This window comes from Bizionia sp. M204 (genome assembly GCF_023205095.1).
In the GTDB taxonomy this organism is placed as follows: Bacteria; Bacteroidota; Bacteroidia; order Flavobacteriales; family Flavobacteriaceae; genus Algorimicrobium; species Algorimicrobium hallyeonense.
Genome location: NZ_CP046242.1, coordinates 3,027,522 through 3,042,217, shown reverse-complemented (window position 1 = coordinate 3,042,217; position 14,696 = coordinate 3,027,522). Strand labels below are relative to the sequence as shown.

Genomic DNA, 14,696 nt, shown 5'->3' with positions numbered 1-14,696 from the left:
AACTAATATTTCTATGAGTCAAGGTATTGCAATTACAGGAATGGGAATAATTTCTGCCATTGGAAACAATGTAGCTGAAAATTATAACGCACTTATCAATGAAAATAAGGGCATTTCGCGTATTTCTAAAATTGATACCATTCATAAAAATGATATTATGGTTGGTGAAATTGCGTACACCAATCAAGAGTTGGAATCCCTTTTAAATTTACCACCTGATAATAATTATTCCAGAACCGCATTTTTAGGAGCTGTTGCTGCCAAAGAAGCTGTTACGCATGCTGGTATAACAGATATTACCGCCTATAAAACTGGTTTAATATCAGCTACCAGTGTTGGCGGAATGGATATGACTGAAAAATACTATTATCAGTATTTTGAAGATAAAAGCAAACAAAAATATATTGCGGGTCATAATGCAGGCGACTCTACTCAAAAAATTGCCCAGCAACTGGGTATTGAAGAAAGCTTGGTAACCACAATCAGTACAGCGTGTTCATCGGCTGCCAATGCTATTATGCTCGGCGCCCGCTTAATCAAAGCAGGCAAACTGGATCGTGTGGTTGTGGGTGGTTCAGACTGTATGTCTAAATTTACAATCAACGGTTTTAAAACACTCATGATTTTATCGGATACCTACAACACACCTTTTGATGACAACCGTAAAGGTTTAAATTTAGGTGAAGCTGCTGCTTATTTAGTGTTAGAATCAGATGCCGTTGTAGCCGCCGAAAACAAACCGGTTTTGGGGTATGTAAAAGGATATGGAAATGCTAATGACGCGTATCATCAAACAGCATCTTCTGAAAATGGTGATGGTGCTACCATAGCTATGGAGAAAGCGTTAGAAGTTGCCAATTTTAAACCAGAGGATATTGATTATATCAATGCACATGGAACAGCAACGGGAAATAACGATTTATCTGAAGGTCGTGCTATTATTCGTGTTTTCGGTGATAAAACACCCAAATTCAGTTCCACAAAAGCTTATACAGGACATACATTAGCTGCTGCTGGTGCTATTGAAGCAGTGTATTCTATTTTGGCACTTCAGCATAATATTATTTTTCCAAATTTGAACTTTAAAACGCAAATGCAGGAATTCTCAATAACCCCTGAATTAGCGCTAAAAGAAAAACCACTTAAATCGGTTATGTCCAACTCGTTTGGATTTGGAGGAAATTGTTCAACTGTAATATTTTCAAAAGACGCCTAATGAAAAACGTATACATAAATAGTTTTGGTTCCGTTTCGGCGCAAAATACGACAGATGAAGCTGATTTTCTAAAAGACATCATTTCATATAATGCCACAACTTTTCCTGCTATAAATCCGAATTATAAAGATTTTATTCCGCCTGCTGCAGCCAGACGCATGGCAAAAGGAATTAAAATGAGTATTATAGCCTCCAAATTAGCTTTAAAAAGAGCACATTTGGATAATGTTGACGCCATTATTACGGGAACAGGAATGGGCTGTTTACGCGATTCGGAAAAGTTTTTAAGTGCCATAATTGATGATAACGAACAGTACTTAACACCAACACCTTTTATTCAATCTACACATAATACCGTTGGTGGACAAATTGCTTTGGAAATTCAATGTAAGGGCTATAATTTTACCTATGTGCATGGGAGCAACTCCTTTGAGTCTGCGCTATTAGATGCCAAATTACAGTTGGAATTAAATGAAGCCAAACATATTTTAATTGGTGGTGTTGACGAAATAGGCGATTATACCATTTCACTTAACAAACTCATAAAACACATAAAAGAAGTACCTGTTGAAAGTTCACAAATAGTAGACACCAAAACTAAAGGTGCTATTTATAGTGAAGGCGCTAACTTTTTTGTAGTTTCCAATGAAAAGCAAGATTCTTCTTTAGCCATCGTTAAAGACTTACAAACCTTTAATACCTTGCCATTGCACTCCGTAGCCGAAAAGGCGCGCGAATTTTTAAAAGCAAACAACTTAAATCCATCAGAAATAGACACCCTTATTTTGGGGAATAATGGTGATGTTGATTTTGATTCTTACTACGAAACATTAACACGAGGTGATTTTCAAAACACACAGCAACTAGCTTACAAACCTTGGATTGGGGAATTTAACACAGCTTCTTCGTTTGGGCTACTTTTAGGAGCTCATATTTTAAAAACACAAACCGTTCCTGAAGCTTTTCAGATGAATACGATTACCCCTTCTCATTATAAAACCATACTTTTATATAACCAGTATCGTGGAGAAAACCATAGTTTCACCTTACTTCGTCAATGCTAAATTTTAAATCAGTAACAATAACAACCAGTGTTATTTTTATAGGTTTATTAGTTATTTTTCTGATAAATCCCATAAGTATTTGGTGGTTTGTTTTACTTTTTATTATTTGGTTTATACTTACAGCTTTGGGCTCGGGATTAGTTGGTTGGAACTACTATATTAAAATTTTAAATGCGAATAAAAACGCTACTAAAAACCACATAGCCATCACCTTTGACGATGGACCAAACCTAGTGTTTACGCCTCAAGTTTTAGCCCTTCTAAATTCATATCAAGCTAAAGCCACATTTTTCTGTATTGGAAAACATATTGAAAATCATCCGGATCTTTTTAAACAAATTATAGCGGAAGGTCATACCATTGGGAATCACACCTATTCTCATGCCAATAATTTTGGCTTTTTTAAAACGAAGAAGGTTCAAGCGGAATTGGAAAAAACAAATCGTATTATTAAGCAATATAGCGGTTTAAGTCCCAAATTATACCGTCCGGCATTTGGGGTAACCAACCCACGTATTGGTCGTGCAGTTCAAAACTTGCATTTAACCACGATTGGTTGGAATAAACGCTCATTAGATACCACTAATCTATCTGAAGAACAGATACTAAAACGTACCATTAAAAACCTTAAACCTGGCGATGTAATTCTTTTACACGACACGAGTGATAAATCTGTTAGGGTTTTGGAACAGTTATTGTTATTTTTACGTGATAATAATTTTCAATCCGTTACGATTGATACCTTATTCAACACCCAAGCTTATGCGTAATATCTCTATACTGTGCTTCTTCTTTATTCTGAATTTACAAGCACAAAAACCCATGAATTCAGCAGAGGCAGATGCCTTAAAAAGCGTGGTTAAACAGCAAGCCAAAACCACAAAAACCATTACAAGTGCCTTTACGCAGTACAAACACATGGATTTTTTATCTAATGATATTATTACCAAAGGTAACCTGCATTTTAAAGCGCCAAATTTGGTAAAATGGTCTTATACCGACCCCTTTGTTTATTCTGTTATCTTTAAAGATAACAAGCTATATATTAATGATGAAGGCAAAAAAAAAGTGATATTGACATGAGTTCAAGCAAACTTTTTAAACAACTGAATAGTCTCATTATTAACAGTATAAAAGGCGATATGTTTGATGCAGAAGAATTCCATATAGAATACTATAAATCTGGAAACAACAGCCTCGTTTATTTTAAGCCGAAGGACAAAAAATCGGCTTCATTTATTGAAGTATTTCAATTAACCTTTAATGCACAAGGTGATGTTGAAATTGTGAAAATGGTGGAACCGTCTGGCGATTACACCAAAATTGTTTTCAGTAATAAAGTATTAAACAACCCGGTTTCTGATGCGTTATTTAATCATTAGTTGTTGCTTTCTAATATTAAGCTGCGGGTCTTATAGTAAGAAGAACCAATTAACAGAACAGGAAGTAAAGAAGCAATTTATAACCAATCCGTATTTCTCTGATGCCAATCAAGACTACGTTTACAAGGCCAGTATTCAGGTTTACGACAATAGTTTTGGTGGTTTATTAATTATTAAAAAGATTGAAGACAGTAATCATCGAATCGTTTTTACAACAGAAATGGGTGCAAAATTATTCGACTTCTCCATAACCGAAACGGAGTTCAAGGTTAATTATATTTTGGATGAGCTCAATAAAAAACTACTAATAAATCTTTTAAAAACCGACTTTAAAGCTTTGGTTCAAGAGCAAAATTTGGTTTCTAAAAGTTTCATAAAGGATACGATTCACATTTATCAAACGGCTATTTTGGGTAAAAAACACTTCTATTACGTTTCCGAACACCTAAATCAAATAATTCGAACGGGTTATCAAAAAGAGAAAGTTCACTTTTTGTTTACAGATATAAGTAATAATATTGCAAACCAAATTACTATTAAACATCATAATATTAAACTAGAAATTAACCTCAAATCAATTTCCAAATGAAAAAACTATCATTAATCATTTGCTTAATTTTTACTTCAGCAGTTTTTGCTCAAGTACAAGTCCGTCCTGGTTTTAAAGCTGGACTTAATGCCGCAACCGTTACTAACATTGATAATTCCACAAGAAAAGTAGGCTTTCAAGGTGCAGTGTTTTTAAACATTCATTTTCCAAAAATTTATGAATTGCAGATAGAAGCATCCTATTCCAACCAAGGCTTTGGCCGTGACAACTTTACAATCAGTAATCCTTATGATGGTGAAATTTATAGATATTCTGGAAATGATGTGAGCATTCACTATATTGGTGCTGCCATCTCAAATAAATTCTTTTTTATTCCAGATGTTGGCTTGCATTTTTTAGTCGGACCTAGTTTAGAAATTAATGTGTCCGATAACACCAATGGCGACATTATTCCAATAGATATTGCTTTTTTTGCAGGTATTGGTTACGAATTCCCAATGGGCTTAGGTTTAGAGGCTCGCTACAAACAAGGGTTTGTTGATGTACGCGATGATTTTTATAACAATAATTATTATGACAACGATTATACTTTTGGAAATGAAAATGACTACTATTATAACGGCAATAATAAGCTAAATTCCGTATTTCAATTAAGTGTTTATTATAAATTTAAATTTTAATAAAACCCATGTTACTAAAAGATTTTTATAAAGTTAACTCATTGGAATCCACGGAAGGCAAGGCTATTGCTAACATTACTATCAATAAAGAACATGATGTTTTTAAAGGCCATTTTCCTGGGAATCCTGTAACGCCTGGTGTCTGTATGATGCAGATTATTAAAGAGCTGTCAGAAGAAGTTCTTTCAAAAAAACTCTTTATGGAATCCGCTAGTAATGTGAAATTTATGGCGATTATTAATCCATTTAAAACACCAGATTTAGAACTTACTCTGGATTTTGAAGATACCAAAACAGGATTTCGCGTTAAAAATATTACCAAGTTTAACGATACTGTGGCATTAAAATTGACTACGTCATACAACGTAATATAGGTACCTATGAAATTCATACTTATAAGTTTTGTCCTGCTCGTTTTTAACGTACAAACGTTAGAGTTAAATCAGGTACGTCAATCTTATAAAGAAGCGGCTCAAAGTCAAGAACTTGTAGATGCGTTTTATACGGCCATGCAATCAGTTTCTAAAACAGACGCTATGGCTTTAGTAGCATATAAAGGTGCGGCCATAGCTTTAAAAGCTAGAAGTGCAAAAACCCTAAAAGACAAAAAAGATGGTTTTATAGAAGGTGTAGGCTATATAGAATATGCCATTGAAACTGAACCCAACAATATTGAACCGCGATTTGTAAGATTAGGAATTCAAGAGAACACACCCAAAATTTTAAAATATAAAGATGCTATAGTAGAAGATAAGCAGTTTATATTAAAACAATATCAGTACATTTCCTCGAAAAATTTAAAGAACCATATTAAAGATTTTATTTTACAATCTGCCGTGTTTACAGATGAAGAAAAACAAAGTATAACATCCAAATAACGTTACCAAATATGAAAAAAATTACCTACCTACTACTTTTCCTTTTTACCATTTCAATGTCCGCTCAAGACATTATTTTAACAACCATTAACGAAGAGATTTCCTCCAAAGTTGAAGAAATTCACATTGAAACCATCTCCTATAAAAAATCAGATAATCTTTCAGGACCATCCTATCATATAAAAAAGTCTGATGTTTCAAAAATTACCTTTGAAAATGGTAAAGTGGAAACCTTCCATTCCGTTGCTCCTGCCAATTCTGGCGATATTTCATTAATGGAAACGAAAGCTTTTTTAATTGAAAACATTGAAAAATACGGTTATGAACACAACAGTCATTTAAAAAAGGGATACAAAGCAACTTTTGAAGGAGACTATTTAAGATTATCCGTTATGAATAAAAAGGGTACCAAAGCTATAAACTCCATGCTTTATGATTTTGAAAATGTTTATGCTTATAAAAACATTGATAAAAGAAAAAAAGATCAAGCATATTTAAACATTTTTGTTCCATTTTTAAAGAATGAGAAGAAAAACAAGTGGGATAAAATAAAATTAGTAATGAGTGTTGATGGTCATGATCATGCCGAATCTATTTTAAATGCATTTAAACATTACACGGAACTACTGAAAGAACAAAGCAAAAAACCGGGACAAAAATTTTAGTTACTGCTGATTAGATTATCATAGTCCATTAAAAATCAGTATTTTTCAGTCACTAACTCCAAAAGGCTTTTAGTACGTGCAAAACCAAAGTATCACACAAAAAATTACCGATTTAAACGTTTGTATTTTAATTCCAACGTATAACAATCAGCATACTTTAAAGCGTGTGGTGGACGGAGTTTTAACCTACTCCAACAATATTATTATTGTCAATGACGGGTCAACCGATGCCACGACAGACATATTAAAAGATTATCCAAATATTCAACAAATTCATTTCCCCAAAAACAAGGGTAAAGGAATTGCATTACGAACCGGATTTAAAGCAGCAATTGCTTTAGGCTATGAGTTTGCAATAACTATTGATTCTGATGGGCAACATTTCCCGAGTGATATTCCAAATTTCATCACAGAACTAGACCAACACAACACCAAGAACGTGTTGATTATTGGTTCCCGAAACATGAAACAGGAAGGTGTGCCTGGAAAAAGTAGTTTTGGAAATAAGTTTTCCAACTTTTGGTTCTGGTTTGAAACGGGTATTAAATTAAAAGACACCCAATCAGGATTTCGTTTATATCCGTTAAATGTTATTAAAAACCTGAAGTTTTACACCAATAAATTTGAGTTTGAAATTGAAGTGATTGTCAAATCGGCTTGGAAAGATACCGAGGTTAAAAACATGCCAATTCAAGTACTTTATGATGAAACCGAACGTGTCTCTCACTTTCGCCCATTTCAAGATTTTACGCGGATTAGCATTCTAAATACATGGTTGGTTTTTTTAACACTTATCTATTACAAACCACGACAACTATTCCGAAATATTAAAAAAAAAGGCTTTAAACGATTTTTTGTTGAAGACTTTCTAGGCAGTAAGGATTCACCAAAAAAGAAAGCACTTTCTGTTGCATTAGGGGTTTTTATAGGATTTTCGCCACTTTGGGGATTTCACACACTGATTGTTTTAACACTCGCTGTGTTTTTAAAATTAAATAAAACCATTGCTTTTGCTTTTTCCAATGTTAGCCTACCTCCTTTTATACCGTTTATTATTATTGCCAGCCTAGAATTAGGGCAATTTATTTTACAAGAACCCATTTCCTATTCTCTTAAGGATTTGTTAGATAATTTTGAGGTTTTACAGCATCTTAAAACGTATATTGTAGGAAGTTTTGCTCTAGCAACACTTGGAGCCATTTTGTTTGGTTTTGCTGCCTATTTTTTCTTCGGCGTATTTAAAAAGAAGAAACGCGTTTTACAACATGACTAACTTTTTTTATCAAATATATCTTTGGATTGCTTCTAGAAAATTAATCAGTTTTCTGGGATTACTTGTCGTGGTTTCTGGACTCATAGTTTTGGCTAGCCACATTACTTTTGAAGAAGATATTACCAAACTTATTCCCACAAGCAGCGAAAATGAAGATGCTCAAAAAGTTTTAAAAACTGTCAATTTTGCGGATAAAATTATTGTCAATATCACGCGTGAATCTGGGGCTTCCGTTCAAGATTTAACCCAATACGCTGCTCAATTTATTGATAGTCTAGAAAAACATTCACAACCGTATTACACGAAAATTCAAGGACAAATTCCCGATGAAACCGTTTTAACCACATTGGATTTTGTTTACGAAAATTTACCACTTTTTTTAGAGACTGAAGATTACCTAACTATTCAAGGTAAATTGGATGCAGACAGTCTGCAAGCCATAACCCAAGCACATTACAAAACATTAATTTCCCCTTCAGGTTTTGTTGCAAAAGAAACCATTCTACGCGATCCTTTAGGATTATCCTTTATTGCGTTAAAAAAACTACAGCAGTTAAGTTTTGGCGATGCATTTATTTTAGAAAATGGCTTTCTATTAAGTAAAGACAAGCAGCATTTATTAATGTTTATTTCACCCAAACATAAATCCAGTGAAACATCTGAAAACGCTCTTTTTGCCGAGCAACTTTACAAGCTACGCGATAGTTTAAATAGCGATTTCGAAAACACCGTTAACAGTGCGTATTTTGGAGGTGCTTTAATTGCTGTTGCCAATGCACAGCAAATAAAACGTGACATTACTATTACAGTAAGTATTGCCATGAGTGTTTTGCTTTTAATACTGATTGTGTTTTACAAAAAAATATCCATTCCACTTATTTTATTTACACCTACCGCTTTTGGTGCCTTGCTGGCAGTTGCCATGTTGTTTGTAATCCGCACGAATATATCTGCTATTTCATTAGGTATTGGCTCGGTTTTATTAGGAATTACTTTGGATTATGCCCTTCATATATTAACCCATATTAGGAGTAACAATAATATTAAGGAATTGTATCAAGAGATTACTAAACCTATTTTAATGAGTAGTTTAACGACTGCTATGGCGTTTTTATGTTTGTTGTTTTTAAAATCGCAAGCGCTTCAAGATTTAGGAATATTTGCCGCCATTAGTGTTTTAGGTGCTTCGGTATTTTCATTAATTTTTATTCCTCAAGTGTATCGAATTAACAAAAAATCACTTCAAGGGAAAACAATTTTAGATACAGCTGCCAAATATCCATTTCATAAAAACAAATGGCTTATTAGCGGATTAGTTGCACTATTTGTGTTGAGTATTTTCACCTACAGCAAAGCAGGTTTTAACAACGATATTTCGCAATTAAACTATGAACCCGAAGAATTATTGCAAGCACAACAACGTTTAGATGCCTTAACCAATATTCAATCCAAATCGGTTTATTTAGCAGCTTACGGCTCTAATACGGAAGAAGCTATTACAGCCAATGATGCCGTATTTTCTAAACTACAAACGCTTAAAAAGGAAAATCAAATTATTAATTTTAGTTCCATTGGCGCTTTGGTACAAAGCCAAGACCAGCAACAGAAACACGTAGAAGCTTGGCGAAATTTCTGGCAGCCAGAAACGATAGCGTTTACCAAACAAGAACTAATTTCTAGTGGCGAAACGCTTGGGTTTAAACCAAGCACATTCCAGCAATTCTACAATCTAATGGAAGCTGACTTCAACACTTTAAATTTGGACGGTTTTAAAACCTTAAAAACGGTTTCTATTGAAGATTATATTGGCGAAGCTGATGGTTTTTCAACAGTCACATCGTTAGTGAAATTAGAAGACAATCAAACCGAAAGTTTAATAAAAACCTTTAAAGACCAACCACAAACCTTGGTAATTGATAGAAAGCAAATGAATGAAACCTTTTTAGGTGGACTAAAAAATGATTTTAATCGGTTGGTTGGCTATTCGCTTTTAGTTGTTTTAGTTTTGTTATTACTTTTTTACAGAAGCGTGTCTCTTACCTTAGTGACGGCATTGCCAATTGCATTAACCTGGCTGTTAACCATTGGTATAATGGGTGTAACAGGTATTGAATTTAATATATTTAACATTATAATATCGACCTTTATTTTTGGTTTGGGTATTGATTATAGCATTTTTATTACCAACGGACTATTACATGAGTTAAAAACAGGCGAACGCGTTTTACCAACCCACAAAACGTCTATTATATTATCTGTAATCACCACTATTTTAGGTGTTGGCGTACTTATTTTCGCTAAGCACCCTGCACTTTTTAGCATTTCAATGGTGTCTATAATTGGTATTATTTCTGCTTTATGTATCGCCTTTGTTCTGCAACCCTTGTTTTTTAAATTTTTTATTGGAAGTAAAACAAGCAAACCGGCTCCTGTAGTTTTATTTATTTTCTCTAGTATTTCATTCACCTATTATGGTCTTGGTGGTTTGTTTTTATCCATCTTCGGGATGACTGTTTTACGCGTGATTCCGGTTAGTATGAAGAAGAAAATGGGCTGGTTTCACCGCGTAATGTCCAAGTTTATGAAATCGGTTTTAGATTCCTATCCCTTTTTTAAAACCCAAGTTATAAACCCAACAAACGAGTCCTTTAAAAAACAAGCTGTAATAATTGCCAATCATACGTCTTTCCTTGATATTTTGGCTATTGGCATGCTGAATCCAAAAATTATATTTTTAGTAAATGATTGGGTTTACAACTCACCGTTTTTTGGTAGAGCGGTTAAATTAGCTGGATTTTATCCTGTTTCTAGTGGTATAGAAAATGGCGTAACGCATTTACAGAAAAAAGTGGATCAAGGCTATTCGCTTATGGCTTTTCCTGAAGGAACACGGTCGTATACACACAAAATGAAACGTTTTCATAAAGGCGCATTTTATTTGGCCCATCAATTTAAATTGGACGTAGTTCCTGTTATTATCCATGGGAATTCTGAAATATTACCAAAAGGGAATTTCGTTATTAAACGTGGTCGTTTATCTGTAAAAATTTTAAAGCGTATTGCTTTTGATGACACCAGTTTCGGAATTACAGATCGGGAACGCACAAAACAAATTAGTGCCTATTTTAAATCGGAATTTAAAGCCTTTAGAAATGCTCATGAAAATGCAACCTACTTTCATAATATGGTCTTGGAGGAATTTCGCTATAAAGGTCACGAACAATATCTAACTATAAAAACGGACTTAAATACTCATCAAGATACCTACAAATATCTATTAGACACCTTGGAGGATGACGAAAGCATCACACATATTTCAAATGCCCATGGTCAATTAGATTTTCTATTGGCTGTAGATAGCCCAAATAGAAAAATTTCGAGCTTTCTAGAAAATTCTGCATCCCGCAAATTGGTACAAAACAGTTTTATTCCTAATAACCATTATAAAATTAATAGTGCTGAATCAATTTTAGAAGCCCTAAAAACGCCTAGCAATACACTCATTATTAATTCAGATGTGTTAACAAATACGCAATTAGAATCATTAAGTGCTCAAAACACAGCACGTGTTGTTCTTCTTTTTGAAAGTACAAAACGCTATTTAGCTATATTTGAAAAACTTAATTATCATATTAGCCATCAAACACAAAATTTAATTCTTTTAATTAAGCACTAATTTGAAACCAAAATCACATTATGACATTGTTATTATTGGCAGCGGATTAGGCGGCCTGGTGTCTGCTATTATAATGGCAAAAGAAGGTTATAATGTGTGTGTATTGGAAAAAAATCAGCAATTTGGTGGAAACTTACAAACCTTCTCCAGAAACAAATCTATTTTTGATACAGGTGTCCATTATATTGGGAGTTTGGGAAAAGGTGAAAACCTCTACCAGTATTTCAATTATTTGGGAATTATGGATGGCTTATCTCTCAAAAAAATGGATGAAGATGGGTTTGATATTATTAGTTTTGATGATGATGAAAACGCCTATCCATATGCACAAGGTTTTAACAATTTCAAAGCCCAATTAAAAACCTACTTCCCAGACGAATCAGAAGCTATAAATACCTATTGCGAACAAATTCAGGAAACCTGTAATGCCTTTCCTCTTTACAGATTAAAACCAGGAAGACCGTATGCTGATGGAGTTTTTAAACTACAAATTAAATCCTTTTTGGAATCCATAACCAATAATAAACGCTTACAAGCTGTTTTGGCCGGCTCCAATTTCTTGTATGCGGGCGATGGTTATAAAACGCCCTTTTATGTACATTCACTTTCCGTAAATTCTTATATTCAAAGTGCGTACCGTTGTATAAATGGTGGTAGTCAAATTACTAAATTGCTTATTAGACAACTAAAAAAGTATGGTGGTGAAGTTTATAAACATCATGAGGTTGAAAATTTAATCTGTGCAGATGGTTTAATTAAAGCAGCTGTTTGTACCAATAGAAACAAGATAGAAGGCAACACGTTTATTTCTAATATTGAGCCGAAAATCACTCTGAATTTAGTAGGGAAAGAACACTTTAGAAAATCATATACTAACCGAATTGAAGGTATTGAAAGTACCATTTCAGCCTTCAGTTTATATATTGTTTTAAAACCAGATTGTTTTAAATATATCAACAAAAATTATTATCATTTTAAAACACAAGATGCTGTTTGGAATGCCCAACATTACACCCAAGAAACGTGGCCAGAAAGCTATATGTTATCTATGGGAATCAAAAAAGACAACAACATATATGGCGATAATATAACCATTATGACCTATATGCGTTATGAAGAAGTGGAACCTTGGGCTGACACCTTTAATACGGTTGCCCATAAAAATGAACGTGGCCAAACTTACGAAGCATTTAAAAAAGAAAAAGCGGAGATTATTATAGACGAATTAGAGAAAAAATTTCCAAATATTCGCAATTGTATTGCGGAATATTATACCTCATCACCACTTTCTTATCGTGATTATATTGCAACAAATCGTGGTTCTATGTATGGCTATACCAAGGATGTAAATAAATCCATGCAGTCTTTTATTTCACCAAAAACAAAAATAGACAATTTGTTATTTACAGGTCAAAGTTTAAATATGCATGGCATTTTAGGCGTTACCATTAGTGGTGTTGTTACCTGTTCCGAATTATTAGGTCAGGACTATTTGTTAGATAAAATTATTGCGGCAAATCAAACAGAAAATTAATGCTGAAAACCTATTGGAACATACTCGTATTTATTTTGCTTATCACTTCTTGTGGTGTAAAAAAGTCGCTACATGATATTCCAGATGTTTCCAATTACAACCAAACCATTCCCGAACGCAACCAGATTTCCGATTCTACATTTACCACAGAAAATGGTCTGCTAACTAAAAATAAATATGGGCAATGGGAATTATATGTTTCTGGCGATCCGTATCAAATTGGTTTGCAAACAGGCAGTTTAAGTCAAGAGTTAATGGCGAAACAAGAAACGGCCTTTTTAGGAAAAGTAGAAGAGCTCGTACCATCCAAAACCAAACAATATCTATTACGTAAAGTGTTAGCTTGGTACAACCGAAAAATGTATTTGCACGTTCCTGAAGAGTATAAAAGTGAAATATTAGGGGTTTCAAAATACGCAGGAGATAGTTATGATTATGTGGCTGATGATTATCTGCGATTACTCTATTTTCATAGTGCCCACGATATTGGTCACGCCTTACAGGATTTGGCACTTGTTGGCTGTTCATCTTTTGCCGCTTGGGGAGATAAAACCGAAGATAGCAGCTTAATTATTGGTAGAAATTTCGACTTTTATGCTGGAGACGATTTCGCAAAAAATAAAATCATTGCCTTCATAAAACCTACAAACGGTTATAATTTTATGTCCGTTACTTGGGCTGGCATGATGGGTGTGGTTTCAGGCATGAACGACCAAGGATTAACCGTGACAATTAATGCTGGAAAATCAGATATACCGTTAATTGCCAAAACACCAATTTCCATTTTAACACGCGAAATTTTACAATATGCCAGCACGATAGATGAAGCCATTGCTATTGCTAAAAAACGCCAAGTATTTGTTTCGGAATCTATATTTATAGGAAGTGCCAAGGATAATCATGCGGTTACCATTGAGGTGTCGCCAAATAATTTTGGCGTTTATAACGTTGAAAATTCCAATCAATTAATTTGTTCCAATCATTTTCAAAGTGACGCCTATGCAACTGATGAAAATAACTTAAAACAAATTGCTGAAAGTCACTCGCAATATCGTTTTGAACGTATGGAAGAGTTACTTTCAGAAACGCCCAAACTAACGGTTGAAAAAGCGGTTTCTATTTTAAGAAACACAGAAGGATTAAAAAATAAAGCCATAGGCTATGGAAACGAAAAAGCCTTAAACCAATTATTAGCCCATCATGGTGTGGTTTTTAAACCTGAACAAGGCTTGGTTTGGGTATCCGCAAACCCGTATCAATTAGGCGAATTTGTAGCTTATAATTTGCATACGATTTTCAAAAACGAACCATCAGAAACTGCAGCCAAATCATTTCATAATAGTGAATTATCTATTGAAGCCGATCCATTTCAATTCACGCAGGCGTATTTAGACTATGAAACATATCGGGTTTTAAGTCGGGAAATTTCCAAAGCTATTTCAACAGACAATCATGTAGAACAAAACGTTCTGGACGAACTAATTGCTGTGAACCCAAATTATTGGGAGGCCTATTATTTAGTGGGAACCTATTACTATAAAAAACACTATTACACAGCAGCTTTACAAGCTTTTGAGAAGGCGCAGACCAAAGAAATTACCACTGTTCCAGATCAAGAACAAATAGATTGGTACATTAAAAAGATTAAAAACAAATTGAAATAAAATAGAATCCTTACTTTTGGATACAATATAAAGTGTCATGGATATTCAAGTATAAAAAATAGATGTTTGGGATGAATTGCCGTTAGAGCAATAGTCTGAAATTAAACTTGGATT

Annotated in this window: 14 protein-coding genes; all 14 read left to right on the top strand. The window is 33.9% G+C overall.

The genetic code is table 11. The features are described 5' to 3' along the window. Positions 1 to 13 precede the first annotated feature (13 nt). The 14 genes from GMA17_RS13960 to GMA17_RS13900 all read left to right on the top strand — a co-directional run bounded on the left by GMA17_RS13960 (position 14) and on the right by GMA17_RS13900 (position 14,582). The gene (locus GMA17_RS13960; RefSeq protein WP_248397207.1) at positions 14 to 1,216 is read left to right on the top strand and encodes a beta-ketoacyl-[acyl-carrier-protein] synthase family protein; all 1,203 of its coding nucleotides are present in this window, start codon (positions 14 to 16) and stop codon (positions 1,214 to 1,216) included. Continuing rightward, positions 1,216 to 2,280, top strand: coding sequence for a beta-ketoacyl synthase chain length factor (locus GMA17_RS13955; protein WP_248397204.1), 1,065 nt, complete (start codon positions 1,216 to 1,218; stop codon positions 2,278 to 2,280). Before GMA17_RS13960 ends, GMA17_RS13955 begins: the two co-directional genes overlap by 1 nt. Beyond that, complete coding sequence (locus tag GMA17_RS13950) at positions 2,274 to 3,050, top strand: polysaccharide deacetylase family protein (RefSeq protein WP_248397202.1); 777 nt, start codon at positions 2,274 to 2,276, stop codon at positions 3,048 to 3,050. Before GMA17_RS13955 ends, GMA17_RS13950 begins: the two co-directional genes overlap by 7 nt. Before the next feature lie 52 nt (positions 3,051 to 3,102). Then, entirely contained in the window at positions 3,103 to 3,363 is a 261-nt protein-coding gene (locus GMA17_RS15430; RefSeq protein ID WP_256476075.1) for an outer membrane lipoprotein carrier protein LolA, read from the top strand. Beyond that, positions 3,360 to 3,662 (top strand): outer-membrane lipoprotein carrier protein LolA, encoded by a 303-nt coding sequence (locus GMA17_RS13945; RefSeq protein WP_256476074.1) that lies wholly within the window; start codon positions 3,360 to 3,362, stop codon positions 3,660 to 3,662. The genes GMA17_RS15430 and GMA17_RS13945 overlap by 4 nt, the downstream gene beginning before the upstream one ends. Further along, entirely contained in the window at positions 3,643 to 4,251 is a 609-nt protein-coding gene (locus GMA17_RS13940; protein ID WP_248397200.1) for a hypothetical protein, read from the top strand. The genes GMA17_RS13945 and GMA17_RS13940 overlap by 20 nt, the downstream gene beginning before the upstream one ends. Continuing rightward, positions 4,248 to 4,892: an outer membrane beta-barrel protein gene (locus GMA17_RS13935; RefSeq protein WP_248397198.1), complete on the top strand. Its 645-nt coding sequence runs from the start codon at positions 4,248 to 4,250 to the stop codon at positions 4,890 to 4,892. Before GMA17_RS13940 ends, GMA17_RS13935 begins: the two co-directional genes overlap by 4 nt. An 8-nt stretch (positions 4,893 to 4,900) precedes the next feature. Beyond that, positions 4,901 to 5,266: a 3-hydroxyacyl-ACP dehydratase gene (locus GMA17_RS13930; RefSeq protein ID WP_248397196.1), complete on the top strand. Its 366-nt coding sequence runs from the start codon at positions 4,901 to 4,903 to the stop codon at positions 5,264 to 5,266. Between the two features lie 6 nt (positions 5,267 to 5,272). Next, positions 5,273 to 5,770 carry a hypothetical protein gene (locus tag GMA17_RS13925; RefSeq protein WP_248397194.1) on the top strand — a complete coding sequence of 166 codons (498 nt, stop codon included), beginning with the start codon at positions 5,273 to 5,275 and terminating at the stop codon, positions 5,768 to 5,770. Between the two features lie 11 nt (positions 5,771 to 5,781). Beyond that, a complete protein-coding gene (locus GMA17_RS13920; RefSeq protein ID WP_248397192.1) occupies positions 5,782 to 6,435 on the top strand; it encodes a hypothetical protein in 654 nt (217 codons plus the stop codon). A gap of 76 nt (positions 6,436 to 6,511) precedes the next feature. Further along, positions 6,512 to 7,708 (top strand): DUF2062 domain-containing protein, encoded by a 1,197-nt coding sequence (locus GMA17_RS13915; RefSeq protein ID WP_248397190.1) that lies wholly within the window; start codon positions 6,512 to 6,514, stop codon positions 7,706 to 7,708. Next, on the top strand, positions 7,701 to 11,384 hold the full coding sequence (locus tag GMA17_RS13910) for a 1-acyl-sn-glycerol-3-phosphate acyltransferase (RefSeq protein WP_248397188.1): 3,684 nt from the start codon (positions 7,701 to 7,703) through the stop codon (positions 11,382 to 11,384). Before GMA17_RS13915 ends, GMA17_RS13910 begins: the two co-directional genes overlap by 8 nt. Before the next feature lies 1 nt (position 11,385). Next, positions 11,386 to 12,918, top strand: coding sequence for an NAD(P)/FAD-dependent oxidoreductase (locus GMA17_RS13905; protein ID WP_248397186.1), 1,533 nt, complete (start codon positions 11,386 to 11,388; stop codon positions 12,916 to 12,918). Further along, a complete protein-coding gene (locus GMA17_RS13900; protein ID WP_248397184.1) occupies positions 12,918 to 14,582 on the top strand; it encodes a C45 family peptidase in 1,665 nt (554 codons plus the stop codon). The genes GMA17_RS13905 and GMA17_RS13900 overlap by 1 nt, the downstream gene beginning before the upstream one ends. Positions 14,583 to 14,696: the final 114 nt, after the last annotated feature.

What these genes read in the sequence shown, in the direction of transcription:
- GMA17_RS13960 (WP_248397207.1), top strand. Translation starts at nt 14, where the DNA reads ATGAGTCAAGGTATTGCAATTACAGGAATGGGAATAATTTCTGCCATT.
- GMA17_RS13955 (WP_248397204.1), top strand. Translation starts at nt 1,216, where the DNA reads ATGAAAAACGTATACATAAATAGTTTTGGTTCCGTTTCGGCGCAAAAT.
- GMA17_RS13950 (WP_248397202.1), top strand. Translation starts at nt 2,274, where the DNA reads ATGCTAAATTTTAAATCAGTAACAATAACAACCAGTGTTATTTTTATA.
- GMA17_RS15430 (WP_256476075.1), top strand. Translation starts at nt 3,103, where the DNA reads ATGAATTCAGCAGAGGCAGATGCCTTAAAAAGCGTGGTTAAACAGCAA.
- GMA17_RS13945 (WP_256476074.1), top strand. Translation starts at nt 3,360, where the DNA reads ATGAGTTCAAGCAAACTTTTTAAACAACTGAATAGTCTCATTATTAAC.
- GMA17_RS13940 (WP_248397200.1), top strand. Translation starts at nt 3,643, where the DNA reads ATGCGTTATTTAATCATTAGTTGTTGCTTTCTAATATTAAGCTGCGGG.
- GMA17_RS13935 (WP_248397198.1), top strand. Translation starts at nt 4,248, where the DNA reads ATGAAAAAACTATCATTAATCATTTGCTTAATTTTTACTTCAGCAGTT.
- GMA17_RS13930 (WP_248397196.1), top strand. Translation starts at nt 4,901, where the DNA reads ATGTTACTAAAAGATTTTTATAAAGTTAACTCATTGGAATCCACGGAA.
- GMA17_RS13925 (WP_248397194.1), top strand. Translation starts at nt 5,273, where the DNA reads ATGAAATTCATACTTATAAGTTTTGTCCTGCTCGTTTTTAACGTACAA.
- GMA17_RS13920 (WP_248397192.1), top strand. Translation starts at nt 5,782, where the DNA reads ATGAAAAAAATTACCTACCTACTACTTTTCCTTTTTACCATTTCAATG.
- GMA17_RS13910 (WP_248397188.1), top strand. Translation starts at nt 7,701, where the DNA reads ATGACTAACTTTTTTTATCAAATATATCTTTGGATTGCTTCTAGAAAA.
- GMA17_RS13900 (WP_248397184.1), top strand. Translation starts at nt 12,918, where the DNA reads ATGCTGAAAACCTATTGGAACATACTCGTATTTATTTTGCTTATCACT.